Origin of the sequence: Photobacterium phosphoreum (assembly GCF_002954725.1) — a bacterium.
Lineage (GTDB): Bacteria > Pseudomonadota > Gammaproteobacteria > Enterobacterales > Vibrionaceae > Photobacterium > Photobacterium phosphoreum.
On the sequence record NZ_MSCQ01000001.1, the window covers coordinates 725,231 to 741,257 of the forward strand.

A 16,027-nucleotide genomic window follows, 5' to 3' on the forward strand; every position below is an offset into this window, starting at 1 on the left:
AACATTTTCCATCTCGCTCACCAAGTTATCCCGCCCGTTTTGAATTAAATTAGCGAAAAAGCGTCAATTATGTTGAATTTTAGTCTCAATTTGGTTGATTAATCACCATTAACATTGATGTCATATTTACGTATTAAGCCTCTTAATTGGTGGTAACTAAGACTTAATAATTCAGCGGCTTTTGTTTGATTAAATTTAGCCAACGTTAAAGCTTGTTCAATCCATATGATTTCTTGTTGTTGTAGTTGCTGGCGTAGATCTATTGGGAATGTTAGTGCACCAGCATCTTGATTTACTGATGGTTTCACTGCGGTTGGTTGAGGGTGGTGCTCGATAATGTCAGATTCTTTATCCCAGGGCGTCGTAAAGGGATCGATAATAATGGTATCGATAATTTCATCTTCTATTGCATGACGAAATATGGAACGCTCAACAACGTTCTTTAATTCACGAATATTACCCGGCCATGAGTAGCGTAATAATTGTTGCTGGGCTTGGTAACTAAAACCTGCAAAGTAACTGAAGTTCATTTCACGGCACATGCGAACAGCGTAATGTTCAGCTAATGGTAGAATATCATCAACCCGCGCTCTAAGTGGTGGTAAATGGATCACTTCAAACGCTAATCTATCTAATAAATCTGCTCGAAATTTTCCATCTGCGGCCAGTTGTGGCAAGTTTTGATTAGTGGCACAAATTAATCGGACATTGGCTTGGCAGCTTTTATTACCGCCTACACGTTCATATTCGCCATATTCAATCACACGTAATAGTTTCTCTTGCACACCCATAGGCGCTGTTGCCAGTTCATCTAAAAAAAGTGAGCCATTCTCAGCGCGTTCAAATCGTCCTTGATGACGGTTTTTCGCACCTGTAAACGATCCGGCTTCATGCCCGAACAATTCAGAATCAATAACGCCTTCACTTAATGCTGCGCAATTTAAGCTAACCAGCGGTTGATCCCATCGGGTTGATAGATAGTGAATACGTTGTGCAATCAGTTCCTTACCTGTGCCACGTTCACCTAAAATAAGCACTGGGCGGTTAAGTGTCGCAAGGCGTGATGCGTGATCAAGTACCGCTAAAAAAGCGTCTGACTCACCGATTAAATTTTCGGTCTTTCTCATTGGTAAATCTCACTAAAATATGGTTATATTCACTATATCATTGTTTGTTGAAATACGGCGTTATTATTTTAGTCTAATAAAAACAATTAGTTAAAAGTTGGCACGTAAGTTGATATGTATATAAAGAATTACACCGTACATGACAACATAACGTTAGTCTGATGATATAAACCGTTCATTGAGCATCATTCAATACGGTTGACCAAGGAGTTTTATTATGGGTATTTTTTCTCGTTTTGCTGATATCGTAAATGCTAATGTCAATTCATTATTAGACAAAGCAGAAGATCCGCAAAAGTTAATTCGTCTTATCATTCAAGAAATGGAAGATACACTGGTAGAGGTACGTACTTCGTCAGCACGTGCGCTGGCGGATAAAAAAGAATTGCGTCGTCGTATTACTGCTATTGAAACACAATCGACAGATTGGCAACAAAAAGCCAGTTTAGCGATTCAAAAAGGCCGTGAAGATCTTGCTCGTGCCGCATTAATTGAAAAACAAAAATTGGTTGATGTGGCGTTAACGTTAAATGAAGAATATAAGTTAGTCGATGAAACGATTGAAAAATTATCGTTAGAAGTGGCTGAACTTGAGCGTAAATTGCAAGAAACTCGTGCTCGTCAGCAAGCGTTAGTGACTCGCCACAAAGCGGCAGGAACGCGTCGTGATGTACGTCGTCAGCTAGATACCAGTAAAGTCGATGAAGCAATGTCGAAGTTTGAACAATATGAACGCCGTATTGATGAAATGGAAGCCGAAGCGGATAGTTATAGTTTTGGTCGTGGAAAAAGCTTAGAGTCAGAATTTGCTGATCTTCAAGCACAAGATGATATTGAAAAAGAGCTTGAGCGTCTAAAAGCAAGCATGAACGATAAACAACAGTAATCGTGGGATAATGGTCCTTTAAATTACATAAAAATAATAATAGTGCTATTACCCCTGCGTGAAAGGAGAACAACAAATGTCGATGGGTTTTATTAGTGTTCCGTTAGTGGTGTTTATGATCGTTGTCGCACCATTGTGGTTAATTCTTCATTACCGCAGTAAGCGTAAATCAGGTGAGGGATTATCAGGTGAGGATCATCAAAAATTAGAAACCTTAGTGGCACGCGCAGAGGTGATGCAAGAGCGGATTGTTACGCTGGAGCGAATTTTAGATGCTGAAGCGCCACAATGGAGACAGAAATAATGCGTAAAACATTATATCGTGATCCTAAAAACGGTAAGTTAGGTGGTGTTTGTGCAGGTTTAGCGGAATATTTTGGTGTTGAAATCTGGTTAATGCGTATTTTAGCCGTGACAGCTTTTTTATTAGGCGTCGGTTTCTTTGCGACAGTGGCTTATATTGCTGCTTGGTTAATTTTAGATAAAATGCCACCACAGCGAAAAGAGCAACAGCATCAGTATACTGAACATAATGTAAAGCAAAAACCATGGCAAACAGGGCAATCAGCAAAACAGATTTTGGATAATGTTGAAACGGAACTCGCACGTAGTGAAGTCAGTATTCAAAAAATGGAAGCTTATGTAACCTCATCTGCCTTTAAAGTTGATCGTGAATTTAATAAACTTTAATGCACATATCGACAGTGCTTGATGTTATTTATCTAGATTAAGTCTATAAATAATATCAATATGAAGCAGGTACTGATGTATTCAGGCCTGCTTTTTTATGGTCAGTTATAAGACCGTATAGATGAATAGGGAAGCGTAATGAATCGAATGAGTAATGAAGTGAATAAATGGGTTAACCGTAGCCTTGATCGCCACGTGCGTCTTGCGGTAACAGGTTTATCTCGCGCAGGAAAAACGGCCTTTATTACGTCACTGATCAATCAATTGTTACATGTAAGTACTAACCCTCGTTTACCAATGTTTTCAGCGGTGAGAGATGGCTATTTATTAGGCTCTAAAAGAGTGCCTCAGCTGGATATGCATGTACCTAAGTTTGGTTACGATGACGGTATGAATGCATTGTTATCATCGCCACCAACATGGCCTCAGCCAACCAGTGATGTTAGCCAAACTCGGCTTGCATTGCGTTTTAAACCACAAAAAGGGCCACTTAAATTATTTCAAGATACTGCCACCCTGTATCTCGATATTATTGATTATCCTGGTGAGTGGCTATTAGATTTACCTTTGCTTGATCTTGATTTTATTAGTTGGTCAAAGCAACAAGCACAAGCATTAAAAGGTCAACGGTTAGCATTAGCACAATCATGGTTAGCAATGGGGGAGCAATTTGATCCTTTTGCCCCTGCTGATGAAACCTTAATTGAAGCGATTGCCGCCGCGTTTACAGATTATCTACATCAATGCAAGGCCGAAGGTGGCTTACATTGGGTGCAGCCGGGGCGATTTGTGTTGCCGGGAGAATTAGCAGGCGCACCTGTATTACAGTTCTTCCCGATGATATGGACCAATAAATATACCGAGCAACAATTAGCCACAGCGACCGATGACAGTAACTTTGGAATGCTTAAACAACGCTATAAGTATTACCAGCAGCATGTTGTAAAGGCTTTTTATAATGATCATTTCTCTAAGTTTGATCGACAAATTGTATTAGTTGATTGCTTACAGCCGTTGAATGCGGGTTATGAATCCTTTAATGATATGCGTCAAGCGTTAGATCAATTGATGCAAAGTTTTAAATATGGTCGCAGTTCTATGTTGCGACGATTATTCGCCCCGTGTATTGATAAGGTATTGTTTGCGGCAACAAAAGCCGATCATATTACGCCAGAGCAGCATCCTAATTTAGTTGGATTATTGCAGCAGCTTGTTAATGAAGCGTGGCAAACTGCGTCGTTTGAAGGTATTAGCATGGATTGTGTGAGTTTGGCATCAATTCAAGCCAGTGAGCCTGGTTTTGTGAATTACCAAGGCCAGCAAGTGCCAGCATTGCGTGGTACTGATATGGTAGGTAACGTACAAACGTTCTTTCCCGGTGATGTTCCACGACGACTACCCAATCAAGATTTTTGGGATGACAAGGGATTTGATTTTATTAATTTACGTCCATTACCACAGCAAATGGATGAACCTCTACCGCATATTCGAATGGATAAAGCATTGGAATATCTACTGGGAGATAAATTGCAATGACAGAGCCTTTAAAAGCCAAAATGGTGTTTGATGAGACAGAACAGCCATTAAGCCAACAGCAGCCTGACTTGACGGTTAAAATGAACTTTGAACAACAAAGTGCTTTTTTGCCAGATACTGTTGAGGCGGTAAACGTTGAGAGTGATCAAGCCTTAGAGCAAATTTTAGCCGCTAAACCTAAACGTCGTTATCGTTGGTTTAAAGGACTGTTAGTGGCAGGTGCTGCGATGGTTGGTTGGCAAACCGTGGATCACGTTACAACAGCTTATCAAACGGGTAATTGGCTATCCTTAGGATGGAGTGCCATTGTTGCGGGTATTGCGGTAGCGGGTATCAGTGCGCTAGGACGTGAGTTTATTAATTTACGCCGTTTAAAACAACGTCAGACTGAACGTGAGCAAGCGCAGCTATTATTGGCCGCTGATGGTATTGGCGCAGGTAAAGCTTTTTGCGTTAAATTAGCAAAACTAAGCCAAATTCCAACCGATAATCATGGCTATGATCGTTGGTTACATGCTTTAGCAGCCACGCATAACGATCGAGAAGTATTAGCACTTTATGATCAGATGGTCGTGAGTCAGCAAGATAAGTTAGCACGGCAGTTAGTCGCTAAATATTCAAGTGAAGCTGCGTTAATGGTTGCATTGAGCCCGTTAGCTGTTGCTGATATGTTGTTAGTCGCTTGGCGTAATTTTCGCTTAATTGAGCAAATTTCTGCGGTGTATGGTATTGAACTCAGTTATTGGTCACGGATTAAATTAGTAAAATTAGTGCTTGCGAACATGGCATTTGCAGGTGCATCTGAAGTGGTTGCTGATTTAGGTATGGATATGCTTTCAATGGATCTTGCTGGCAGAATGTCAACCCGGGTAGCACAAGGTGTTGGGGTTGGTTTATTGACTGGACGCTTGGGGCTTAAAGCTATTAATCTGATGCGTCCATTACCATGGATGGAAGGTGAGCAGCCAAAACTAAGTGAAATTCGTCGTGATTTATTGAGCCAATTAGGGAATAAGAATAAAAGCTAATCGCTGGATCAATTGATGGCATTAAAAAGAGAACTTCGGTTCTCTTTTTTTTAAGATAAGGATTTTTGTATTTAATCGGTGCAGATGCGATCTCGTGGCTTGACTCGTTAAAGGGTTAGTCGCACACTGACATAACTGTCAGGAATAGTTGACAGTATAGATTTACGAACACTTATAATCGTGTGGATTAAGCCTCTCAATGATAAAGCTTAACACTCTGATTATTATTAGTATTGCTCAAGATTAGCCATAATGGATAGCTGTAATTAATTATGCACGTAAGATGAATAACAAGAAGGTGTAAACGATGAGATTACAGGTCTTTTGCGAAGATAGAGTGGGGATGACCCGTGAATTATTGGATATTTTAACCAGTCAAGAAATCGATCTGCGTGGCATTGAAATTGATCGTATTGGTATCATCTATTTAAATTGTCCTGAAGTTGAATTTGAACAGTTTAGTCAATTAATGTCGCAGATACGTCAGCTGGATGGTGTCACTGATGTACGTAAAATTCAGTTTATGCCCAGTGAACGTGAACATACTGAGCTTTCTGCTTTACTACAAACTTTACCCGATCCTTTCTTTACCATTAATTTAAGTGGCAAAGTGGATTTTGCTAATCAAGCGGCAGAACAATTAATGGGGCACCGCAGTGAAAATTTATTCAGTGAAAATATTTATACTTTACTCGGGTTTAACTTTACGCGTTGGTTAGATAAAAATCAGGCACAGAAACACAGTGAAATTGTTGTTATTTCAGGGCTAGATTATCAAATGGATATCATGCCGGTCTATGTCAGTGATGAAGCGCCAGAACCAGTGCTTGCAAGCGCGTTAATTTTATTGAAATCACTGTCTGAGGCTAAAATGCCAGTTGTTATGCGCACCATAAATGGTGATAGCGGCTTTGAACATTTGATTGGTCATTCATCACGATTTAAGCATTTATTAGCTCAAGCCAAGAAATTAGCATTATTAGACGCACCATTGCTTATACAAGGTGAAACAGGAACGGGTAAAGAAATGTTAGCGCGCGCTTGTCATCAGCGCTCGGTACATCGAGATAAACCTTTTCTTGTGGTTAACTGTATTTCTATGCCAGATAATGCTGCAGAAACCGAGCTTTTTGGTTGTGTAGAGAGCACCAATGAACCTGCTAAAAAAGGTATTTTTGAACAAGCAGCCGGTGGTACGGTTTTTTTGTATGAAATTGGCGAAATGTCAAAACACTTACAGATTAAATTATTACGTTTTCTTCAAGACGGTACTTTCCGTCGTGTGGGTGAAGAGGCGGAAATAAAAGTCTCTGTACGTGTAATTTGTTCGACTCAGAAAAAGTTACCGGAGTTAGTTGCGGAAGGCGAATTTCGTGAAGATCTTTATTATCGACTCAATGTACTTGCCTTAGTTGTACCGCCATTGCGTGAGCGTGCGGCTGATATAGTGCCATTAGCTGAATTATTCTTAGCGCAATTTGCCCAAGAACTACATCAACCTAAACCTGAGTTATCTGAAGAATTAGCATTCTCGCTTAAGCAATATGCTTGGCCGGGGAATATTCGTCAGCTGCGTAATGTATTATTTCGCGCGATGACACAGGTGGAAGGGGCTGAAATGACGTCGGCGGATGTACAGTTACCTGAAAAAGAATCGAGTACGGTGATGAGCGAAGAAACCTTGACAGGATCACTGGATGAAATCATGAAGCGTTATGAATCAGGGATTTTGTCGAATTTGTATCAGAGCTATCCATCAACCCGTAAGCTTGCTAAACGGTTAGGGGTTTCTCATACAGCCGTAGCGAATAAGTTACGTGAATATGGGTTGAGTAAGCGTAATTAATCGTGGGCGTTAAAACAAAAGAGATAGCCATAATAGCTATCTCTTTATTTAATAATAAGCAGCAATGCTCATTGATTAGAATTAGTCGTTTTGATGTGCTTCAAGCAAGATGGTATCGCCTGATTCTAGTGCTAATAATAACGCTACAATATCTTCGCCATAACGATAACCACATAATGAGTTATGGCTATTCAATACTCGGTGGCAAGGGATCACAATTGGAATTGGATTGACATTTTTTGCCATACCAATGGCTTGAGTTGCTTTTGTATTACCAATATTTGCTGCTATTTGTTCATAGGTGACGGTTTCACCATAAGGAACATCAGCAATAGCATGCCAAATTTGTTGTTGGAATATTGTGCCTTGGGGCGCGAGGGGGAAGGTGAATTTTTTCCGGGAGCCGGTGAGGTATTCTTTGAGTTGTTTAATGAAAGGGGCCATAAACTCAGGATTATGTTGCCATATTTCATTTGGGCTATAGCTGGGGCTCGTGATCGATAACTGTCGAAGACCTTGGTGATCGGCCAGCAACATAATGTTCCCCAGTTCTGTTTCAATACAATCGTAATACATCAATAACTCACTAAAGGCGTAATAATTAATAACATTGACTGACAAAGAGTAACAGACAACTGCATGCTAATATATCGAATATTGAATGTGGCTTGCTTTCATTATCATGTAAACTCACAAAATGTGCGTTATATCAATTAACATTGTCGTGTCGGAGTAGCACTTGTTTCATTCAATTATACATCGATCATCAACTATTGTACTTGATGATATAAAAATTCGCTTGATTGAGGCGCAAGATGCGGAAAAAATCACCGCATATTATCAGCGTAATCGTCATTTCCTTGCGCCGTGGGAGCCATTACGGCATGAAGCTTTTTTTAGTTTAGCAGGTTGGCAACAGCGCTTAGAGCAAATTGCAACGTTACATCGTCATGAGATGGCTTTTTATTTTGTTATTGAACACCGTGTAACGGGCGATATTATTGGGGTGATTAATTTCAGTAATTTAGTGAAGTCGCCATTTTATGCTTGCCATGTTGGATACTCTTTAGATCAATACCATCAAGGACAAGCGGTAATGCGTCGTGCGCTAACGGCGGTAACTGAGTGGATGTTTATTGATAAACATTTCCATCGCATTATGGCGGCCTATATGCCACATAATAATAAAAGTGGCAGTGTGTTAACGGCTGTCGGCTTTGAGCATGAAGGGTTAGCGAAAGATTATTTATTGATCAATGGCCAATGGCAGGATCATATTTTAACCTCATTGATTAATCCAAACTGGTCACTACCCATCAGTTAAATTGCATGACGACGATTAAAAAGGCTGAGCATGAGTTTCTTGTTCGTTAAAACAGGCTCAGCCTTTTATATTGGAATATTGTCGCCATTGTTACCGTGTTTACTCAACCATTAAAATACGCATATTGTTCGTTGAGCCAATGGTATCCATTTTATCACCTTGGGTAATAATGGTTAAATCTCCTGCTTGCACATAGCCTGCGTCTTTTAGCACATAAAGCGCATGTTTTGCAGCATCCAAGCCTGCATCGCTATCGCGGTCAAAAAAAATAGGTGTAACACCACGGAATAAAGCTGCACGATTAAGCGTGGTCTTATTACGTGATAGTGCAAAAATAGGCAAACCTGATGAAATACGTGACATCAGACGTGGTGTTCGACCAGATTCCGTCATTACCACAATGGCCTTGATACCAACCATGTGATTAGCAGCATACATCGTTGCCATCGCAATAGTTTCTTCTGGGTTAGAAAACTTATGATCTAAGCGATGATTGGAAACATTAATACTTGGCTCTTTTTCTGCACCAAGACAAACACTCGCCATAATAGTGACAGTTTCAATCGGGAAATCACCAGCTGCGGTTTCTGCCGATAGCATCACCGCGTCAGTGCCATCTAACACGGCATTGGCAACGTCCATAACTTCAGCACGGGTTGGCATTGGACTGGTGATCATTGACTCCATCATTTGAGTCGCAGTAATAACGGTACGATCTAAACTGCGAGCACGACGGATCAGTTTTTTCTGTACGCCAACCAATTCAGGATCGCCAATTTCAACCCCTAAATCACCACGAGCAACCATCACTACATCTGAAGCTAAAATAATATCATCCATCGCTTCTGTCGTTGCAACGGTTTCTGCTCGCTCTACTTTGGCGACTAATTTTGCTGTTAATCCCGCCTCTGTTGCAAGTCGACGGGCATAGTGCATATCTTCGCCATTGCGGGGAAAAGAAACCGCAAGGTAATCAACGCCCATTGCTGCTGCTGTAATGATGTCAGCTTTATCTTTTGCCGTTAATGCTGCTGCTGATAAACCGCCGCCTTTTTTATTAATGCCTTTATTGTTTGATAAAGGACCTGCAACAGTGACAATAGTATGTACTTTATTTCCTGTTACTGCGGTAACTTGAAGTTGTACACGACCATCATCAAGTAATAAAACATCACCTGCAATAACATCATTGGGGAGTTCTTTATAGTCAATACCAACCGCATCTTGATGACCTTCACCTTTCGATAAATCACTATCAAGGGTGAATTTATCACCAATTTTGAGTTGGATTTTGCCTTCTTTAAAAGTCGAAACGCGAATTTTAGGGCCTTGAAGATCACCTAAAATTGCGACATGTTTTCCTAAACGTGCTGCGATTTCACGAACTTGTTTAGTGCGCAGGATATGATCCTCAGCATTGCCATGGGAAAAGTTCATGCGAACCACGTTAGCACCAGCGGCAATGATTTTCTCTAGATTATTATCACGATCAGTTGCAGGGCCGAGGGTAGTAACAATTTTGGTACGTCTTAGTCGTTCAGACATTATAAGCTCCATGTAAAATAAGTCGGTTTATTCATCAATATCAATCAAAACAGCGGGGTTAGATATTGATGTAAATAAGATCCTAAAATGAATGCTACTCAGTAAGTTGGATAAAGAAGAAGAGAGGGGGCAATCTAAGTGCATGGTTAATCGTGATAGCGAAGCCGAAACTTCGCTTAGCACTTGTTGTTCTTTCGCTTAGCGCTCATCGTTATAAAGAATAACGCTCTTTAGAAAACCGTGAATCTTTCAGCGAATCTTTTACACGCTTTAAATTATCACGGAAACTTGATCCTCGGCGTAATGTGAAACCGGTTGCGAGAACATCAATGACCGTCATTTGCACTACACGGCTCGCCATTGGCATATAGATATCAGTGTCTTCAGGCACATCAAGACAAATTGATAATGAACATTCGCGCTCTAATGGTGAATGTTTAGCGGTAATGCCGATCACCGTTGCGCCATTTTCACGGGCCATTTGTGCTATTTCAACTAGACTTTTGGTGCGTCCGGTGTGTGATATTACAACGACAACATCACCATCACTGCAATTAATAACACTCATACGTTGCATGACAATATCGTCAAAGCAAACAATAGGAATATTAAATCGGAAGAACTTATTTTGGGCATCATGGGCAACTGATGCTGAAGCGCCTAAACCAAAAAAGGATATTTTTTTAGCTTGGGTGAGCAAATCAACCGCACGATTAATTTGCATTGGATCTAGGCTATTTTTAGCAACATCTAAACACGCCATTGTTGATTCAAAGATCTTGGCGGTATAGGCATCTGGCCCATCATTTTCCTCAACATTACGATTTACATAAGGTGTTCCGTTAGCCAGACTTTGTGCTAAATGTAATTTAAAGTCGGGAAAACCTTTAGTATCAAGTCGACGACAAAAACGGTTAACGGTAGGCTCACTCACATCGGCCATTTTTGCGAGTGTTGCAATACTAGAATGAATGGCTGTTTGTGGTGAGGCGATAATAACTTCCGCTACTTTACGTTCAGATTTGCTGAAGTGTTCTAAGTTATTTTGTATTTTTTCTATGGTATTCATAGGTATTTATGCACTTCGTTATTGAATTTCATTTGTAGCATTCTTGTCAACAAGTTGCCCATATAATGAAACTATACTACTTAACTATTAACATATCCTAGTGATTCACGGTGTTTTTTAGGTGGTTTTTATTGGTTTTTGATCGGGATCGACTTTTTAATTTCAGAATTGAAACTTATAAAACAAATAATGTTAGATTTTGTTGTTTTATTTTACGAAAGGTGGAGATTTGTTTTATAAATAAAGACTTATTTTAAGCTGTGAAATAAATAACTATTGTTTTATTTTAATATTTTATAAAAAATTACAGATTTAATCGAAAATTATTATCGGTAAATAAAAGGAATATCAATGAAAGTCAGTATTTGTGGCTGCGGGTGGCTCGGCTTACCGTTAGCATTATCATTAAAAACTCAAGCGATTGATGTTTGGGGATCTAAAACAACATTTGCGGGTGTAAATAAATTACAACAGCAGGATATCAATGGGTGTTTATTAACATTACCGCTTAGTGATGAGGTTAATACGAGTATTGATCAATTTCTAACAACGGATGTATTGGTCATAGCGATTCCACCGGGGCGTAAGCAGCTTAATCCACAACAACATATTGAAAATGTGATGTCGTTATCGATGGCAGCACAAAGATCAGGGTGTCAGCGGGTTATTTTTATTAGTACCACTTCTGTGTATGACTCATTGGAAGGGGAGGTGCTAGAAACGACGCGAGTATGCCCACAATCGGTCTCTGGGAAGTTGCATTATCAATTAGAACAGTTACTACGCCAACAGTGGCAGCATAATTTAACCGTGTTACGGTTATCGGGGTTATTTGGACCGTTACGACACCCTGTAAAGTTTTTATCGGGACGTCAAACGCTTAGTGCGGGTAAGCAACCAGTGAATTTAGTGCATTTAGACGATTGTATTCGTGTTATCTCTGCCATTATTACGCAGAAGTCTTTGATGCCAATTATGCATCTTGCTGCGAGTACTCACCCTAGTCGTGAGCAATATTATACTGAAATGGCGATTAAATCACAGTTACCACTTCCTGAGTTTAATGATGATAACGAGGGTGTAAATGGCAAGCAGATAAACGCACAACAAACACTTTCAGCATTAGGTATTACAATGATACATGATGATTTATTGCAAGGGACTCCCCACCTATTATAGATTGTTACCCTAAATTAAACGCAAAAAAAAGCGCTGTAGCAAAGAGCTTCAGCGCAAACAAAAAATTACAATTAGGAGTTAAAGCAGTAGTAGCAATTTAGATTACTGGTCTATTTGACGGCCAGTAAAACAACCAATAATCTCAATTCTTATATAATCAGACTGTGGGTTGCTGAAAGAGTTCAATATCATCTCAAAAAAGATGAAATTATTTTTCATGCTAGGGAGTGTATTGGTTTTTTGATGCTACCTATATGAGATATAGCCTAATTGGATGATAAAAAAATCCCGCTGATAAATGTCAGCGGGAAGGAGATTATCCAAAAAAAATACAATTAGGATTTAAAGCAGTAGTGAATTAAACATTTTGATAAAAAGCATTGTTGCTGTGCAAAATAACTATTTATCAAATTGAATACATAAGTAAGAGTGACTATTTCAGAGAAAGTTCAAAAAAAATAATTTTATTTGAAAATATTATCTCGTATTGATAAATGGCACTGTAGATAAAGAAAACCCATCAACAAATATATGTTAACGGGTATTGAAGTAAAAACTTCTAAAAAAAGCAGTGGTATCAATAAGACATTTATTTATACGATTGGTTCCTTGCCATCTTATATGTAGCAGCATTTAATTACTCACCACTGATTTTAAAGGGTTTAATTGTATTTCATTCTATTATAGCGTTAAAAATTACGTTCTGTGATGTGGTTTAATTGTTAAATATGTTGATTTTGTGTAATATTTAAACAAGCGTTTAAATTGGATGATTGATATGGCAGGACAAGAAACGACTAAAAATCGAATACTGGATGCTGCTGAGTTGTTGTTTGCTGAGCGTGGTTTTAAAGATACATCTTTACGTGCGATTACCACTGCGGCAGGTGCTAATCTAGCGGCAGTCAATTATCACTATGGCGATAAGAAAGGGCTGATTCGTGCCGTATTAAGCCGTTATCTTGAACAATTCATGCCGATATTTAAAAATGAATTAGTTACCTTACACCAGCGTGATGAGTTTGATATGAATGATGTGTTTTTATGTACTAAACGGCCACTATTGAGATTGAATAGTTTTAAAAATAATGGCACTACTATTTTCATGTCATTAATTGGGCGTGGTTATACTGATGTTCAAGGACATTTACGGTGGTTTATAACGACACATTACGATGATGTTATTCAATTATTTGTGGGTGCTGTACGTCGTGCTTATCCTTGTTTAGATCCTGAAACTTTATTTTGGCGGTTACATTTTACTCTGGGGGCATCCGTATTTACCATGGCTTCAAGTACTGCACTATGTGACATTGCAGTAAACGACTTTACAACTCAAATCCAGACAGAAGATTTAATCAATCGTTTAGTACCTTATCTTGCTGCTGGTGTTACAGCACCGATAGCACTTAATCAGGGGTTAGTAGTGAGCAATACTGTTTAAAAGTCACCGATATTCGTCATTGAATCACAAAAAGGATATGCATTATGAGTTCGTTAGCAACCATGCGTAAACGTTATTTGAGTGATCCTGCTTTCAAACTGTTTAAGAAAGTATTACCGCCGTTATCAAACACTGAAAAAGAAGCAATGGAAGCGGGCAGTGTATGGTGGGATGGCGAATTATTCAGTGGTGATCCACAGTGGCAAACATTACTTAACTATCCTAAACCAAGTTTGAGTGATGAAGAGCAACGATTTATTGAGACTAAGTTGCAAACATTATTATCAATGTTAAATGATTTTAACATTGTGCAGCAACAAAAAGATTTGCCAGAGGAAGTTTGGCAATTTCTGCGCCGTGAAAAGTTCTTTGCATTAATTATCAGTAAACAATATGGCGGACTTGATTTTTCAGCGCATGCTAACTCTACGATTGTGGCGCAAATAGCGACCCGAAGTTTAAGTGCCGCTGTTTGTGTGATGGTACCTAATTCACTTGGCCCTGGTGAGTTACTGACCCATTATGGAACACAACAACAAAAAGAATATTGGCTACCTCGATTAGCAAAGGGTGATGATATTCCGTGTTTTGCTTTAACAGGACCTGAAGCAGGATCTGATGCTGGCGGAATACCTGATGAAGGTGTTGTGTGTTATGGCGAATATAACGGTGAACATGTTTTAGGATTAAATTTAACGTGGAATAAACGTTATATTACGCTGGCTCCTGTCGCAACGGTACTTGGGCTAGCATTTAAAATGAAAGATCCGCAGGGATTACTGGGGGATAAAGTCGATCTCGGTATTACTTGTGCATTAATTCCAACGGATCATGTTGGGGTTGAAATTGGTGAGCGTCATGATCCTCTTAATATGGCATTTATGAATGGTCCCACTCGTGGTCATCATGTCTTTATACCATTAGATTGGATCATTGGTGGCCAAGATTATGCTGGTAAAGGTTGGCGAATGCTGGTGGAGTGTTTATCTGCTGGGCGAGGTATCTCCTTACCCGCTTTAGGTACGGCAATTGGACATCTAGCGGCAAAAACAACCGGCGCTTATGCGGTTGTTCGTAAGCAATTTGGTATGCCCATCGGTAATTTTGAAGGTGTTGCACAAGCTTTAGGACGCATTGGTGGTTTTACTTATATGCTAGAAGCGACACGAACATTGACGACTACCGCATTAGATACCGGGCAAACACCAGGGATTGTGACTGCAATTGCTAAATACCATATGACTGAAATGTCACGAACAGTACTAAATGATGCCATGGACGTGCATGCGGGGCGTGGGATTCAACTGGGACCAATGAATTATTTGGGTCATCACTATTTCGGTATGCCTGTCGCGATAACGGTTGAAGGCGCTAATATTCTTACTCGGAATTTAATGATCTTTGGTCAAGGCGCGACTCGTTGTCATCCTTATGTTCTTGATGAAATGGCTGCGGCGGCGAACCCGAATGAATCTCAAGGCGCTAACGATTTTGATAAATTATTAATGCAACACATTGGTTTTGCGGCAGGAAATATAGCTAAATCATTGCTTAATGCAGTCAGTGGATCATGTTTTAATCGTGTACCTGTGAGTGGCGATACCCGTGATTATTATCGCCATTTAGCGCGGATGTCAAAAGCGCTTGCCGTTTGTGCTGATGTATCTATGCTGAGTTTAGGCGGTGAGTTAAAACGTCGAGAATTACTATCGGCACGTTTAGGTGATGTGCTAAGTCACTTGTATCTAGCTTCTGCGACCTTGAAACGGTTTGAAGATGATGGCCGCCAACAGCAAGATTTACCGATGGTACATTATGCGTTGCAGTATTGTTTATACCAATGTGGGGTTGCGTTTGAAGGAGTCTTTAGTAACTTTCCCCGTAAAGGCGTCGGTCGCACATTACGTTTACTTACTTTTCCGTTGGGAATACATTATTCCGCTCCAAAAGATGAAGTCAGCCTTAGTATTGCTGCTTTACTCATGAGCCCTGGTGTTGCTAGAGAACGATTAACGCATTTATGTTACGTCGGTAATAAAGACGATGATCCGGTGGCAATAATGGAACGTGCTTTTATAGCCTTGCATGAGGTCAAACCTTTAGAGCGTAAATTGATGCAAGCAACACGTAATGGTGAGATCCCACGCGAAGCGTCATTGATTAAGAAATTACAGTTAGCGTTGGATGCGGGTGTGATCACAGAAGATGAGCGTAAAAAAATAGAAAATGCTGAGCAACTAAGGCAGAAAGCGATTCAAGTTGATCATTTCTGTGCTAACCATTTTAAACAAGTAAGTTTGCTACCAGGGAAGGCAGCTTAGGGTACTTAGTCTTTGATATATAAACCTGGAAT

14 protein-coding genes are annotated in these 16,027 nt (G+C 39.8%); 10 read left to right on the top strand and 4 right to left on the bottom strand.

Annotation, left to right across the window (positions count from 1 at the left end; translation table 11 throughout):
- Window positions 1-98: 98 nt before the first annotated feature.
- Window positions 99-1,127 carry a phage shock protein operon transcriptional activator gene (gene pspF, locus BTO21_RS03175; RefSeq protein WP_045026594.1) on the bottom strand — a complete coding sequence of 343 codons (1,029 nt, stop codon included), beginning with the start codon at window positions 1,125-1,127 and terminating at the stop codon, window positions 99-101.
- Between the two features lie 217 nt (window positions 1,128-1,344).
- Between pspF and pspA the strand changes: the two genes are divergently transcribed.
- The 6 genes from pspA (at window position 1,345) to tyrR (ending at window position 7,113) form a co-directional block, all read left to right on the top strand.
- Window positions 1,345-2,013 carry a phage shock protein PspA gene (gene pspA / locus BTO21_RS03180; RefSeq protein WP_036795291.1) on the top strand — a complete coding sequence of 223 codons (669 nt, stop codon included), beginning with the start codon at window positions 1,345-1,347 and terminating at the stop codon, window positions 2,011-2,013.
- A 76-nt stretch (window positions 2,014-2,089) separates the two neighbouring features.
- A complete protein-coding gene (gene pspB, locus BTO21_RS03185; RefSeq protein ID WP_045026590.1) occupies window positions 2,090-2,317 on the top strand; it encodes an envelope stress response membrane protein PspB in 228 nt (75 codons plus the stop codon).
- Entirely contained in the window at window positions 2,317-2,703 is a 387-nt protein-coding gene (pspC, locus tag BTO21_RS03190) for an envelope stress response membrane protein PspC (protein ID WP_045026589.1), read from the top strand. Before pspB ends, pspC begins: the two co-directional genes overlap by 1 nt.
- A 138-nt stretch (window positions 2,704-2,841) precedes the next feature.
- Window positions 2,842-4,239, top strand: coding sequence for a YcjX family GTP-binding protein (locus tag BTO21_RS03195; protein WP_045026587.1), 1,398 nt, complete (start codon window positions 2,842-2,844; stop codon window positions 4,237-4,239).
- Window positions 4,236-5,267: a YcjF family protein gene (locus BTO21_RS03200; protein ID WP_045026586.1), complete on the top strand. Its 1,032-nt coding sequence runs from the start codon at window positions 4,236-4,238 to the stop codon at window positions 5,265-5,267. Before BTO21_RS03195 ends, BTO21_RS03200 begins: the two co-directional genes overlap by 4 nt.
- Window positions 5,268-5,574: 307 nt before the next feature.
- Complete coding sequence (tyrR, locus tag BTO21_RS03205) at window positions 5,575-7,113, top strand: transcriptional regulator TyrR (protein ID WP_045026584.1); 1,539 nt, start codon at window positions 5,575-5,577, stop codon at window positions 7,111-7,113.
- Window positions 7,114-7,194: 81 nt separating this feature from the next.
- Here tyrR and BTO21_RS03210 read toward each other — a convergent pair whose 3' ends face one another.
- Window positions 7,195-7,689 (bottom strand): methylated-DNA--[protein]-cysteine S-methyltransferase, encoded by a 495-nt coding sequence (locus tag BTO21_RS03210; protein WP_045026582.1) that lies wholly within the window; start codon window positions 7,687-7,689, stop codon window positions 7,195-7,197.
- A 163-nt stretch (window positions 7,690-7,852) separates the two neighbouring features.
- Between BTO21_RS03210 and rimJ the strand changes: the two genes are divergently transcribed.
- Entirely contained in the window at window positions 7,853-8,437 is a 585-nt protein-coding gene (rimJ, locus tag BTO21_RS03215; protein ID WP_065195722.1) for a ribosomal protein S5-alanine N-acetyltransferase, read from the top strand.
- A 99-nt stretch (window positions 8,438-8,536) separates the two neighbouring features.
- Here the strand turns inward: rimJ and pyk are convergent, their stop codons facing one another.
- Window positions 8,537-9,982, bottom strand: coding sequence for a pyruvate kinase (gene pyk, locus BTO21_RS03220; protein ID WP_045026580.1), 1,446 nt, complete (start codon window positions 9,980-9,982; stop codon window positions 8,537-8,539).
- A 211-nt stretch (window positions 9,983-10,193) separates the two neighbouring features.
- Entirely contained in the window at window positions 10,194-11,051 is an 858-nt protein-coding gene (locus tag BTO21_RS03225) for a MurR/RpiR family transcriptional regulator (RefSeq protein ID WP_060996581.1), read from the bottom strand.
- A 351-nt stretch (window positions 11,052-11,402) separates the two neighbouring features.
- Here BTO21_RS03225 and BTO21_RS03230 point away from each other — a divergent pair, with 351 nt between their 5' ends.
- From BTO21_RS03230 to BTO21_RS03240, 3 genes are all read left to right on the top strand, one after another.
- On the top strand, window positions 11,403-12,230 hold the full coding sequence (locus BTO21_RS03230; protein ID WP_045026579.1) for an NAD-dependent epimerase/dehydratase family protein: 828 nt from the start codon (window positions 11,403-11,405) through the stop codon (window positions 12,228-12,230).
- Between the two features lie 778 nt (window positions 12,231-13,008).
- Entirely contained in the window at window positions 13,009-13,674 is a 666-nt protein-coding gene (gene psrA / locus BTO21_RS03235; protein WP_045026577.1) for a TetR family transcriptional repressor PsrA, read from the top strand.
- Window positions 13,675-13,718: 44 nt separating this feature from the next.
- On the top strand, window positions 13,719-15,995 hold the full coding sequence (locus tag BTO21_RS03240) for an acyl-CoA dehydrogenase (RefSeq protein ID WP_045026575.1): 2,277 nt from the start codon (window positions 13,719-13,721) through the stop codon (window positions 15,993-15,995).
- Window positions 15,996-16,027 lie beyond the last annotated feature (32 nt).

Excerpts from the sequence above, each read along its gene's own strand:
- pspF (WP_045026594.1), bottom strand. The coding sequence starts at position 1,127 with ATGAGAAAGACCGAAAATTTAATCGGTGAGTCAGACGCTTTTTTAGCG.
- pspA (WP_036795291.1), top strand. The coding sequence starts at position 1,345 with ATGGGTATTTTTTCTCGTTTTGCTGATATCGTAAATGCTAATGTCAAT.
- pspB (WP_045026590.1), top strand. The coding sequence starts at position 2,090 with ATGTCGATGGGTTTTATTAGTGTTCCGTTAGTGGTGTTTATGATCGTT.
- pspC (WP_045026589.1), top strand. The coding sequence starts at position 2,317 with ATGCGTAAAACATTATATCGTGATCCTAAAAACGGTAAGTTAGGTGGT.
- BTO21_RS03195 (WP_045026587.1), top strand. The coding sequence starts at position 2,842 with ATGAATCGAATGAGTAATGAAGTGAATAAATGGGTTAACCGTAGCCTT.
- BTO21_RS03200 (WP_045026586.1), top strand. The coding sequence starts at position 4,236 with ATGACAGAGCCTTTAAAAGCCAAAATGGTGTTTGATGAGACAGAACAG.
- tyrR (WP_045026584.1), top strand. The coding sequence starts at position 5,575 with ATGAGATTACAGGTCTTTTGCGAAGATAGAGTGGGGATGACCCGTGAA.
- BTO21_RS03210 (WP_045026582.1), bottom strand. The coding sequence starts at position 7,689 with ATGTATTACGATTGTATTGAAACAGAACTGGGGAACATTATGTTGCTG.
- pyk (WP_045026580.1), bottom strand. The coding sequence starts at position 9,982 with ATGTCTGAACGACTAAGACGTACCAAAATTGTTACTACCCTCGGCCCT.
- BTO21_RS03225 (WP_060996581.1), bottom strand. The coding sequence starts at position 11,051 with ATGAATACCATAGAAAAAATACAAAATAACTTAGAACACTTCAGCAAA.
- BTO21_RS03230 (WP_045026579.1), top strand. The coding sequence starts at position 11,403 with ATGAAAGTCAGTATTTGTGGCTGCGGGTGGCTCGGCTTACCGTTAGCA.
- psrA (WP_045026577.1), top strand. The coding sequence starts at position 13,009 with ATGGCAGGACAAGAAACGACTAAAAATCGAATACTGGATGCTGCTGAG.
- BTO21_RS03240 (WP_045026575.1), top strand. The coding sequence starts at position 13,719 with ATGAGTTCGTTAGCAACCATGCGTAAACGTTATTTGAGTGATCCTGCT.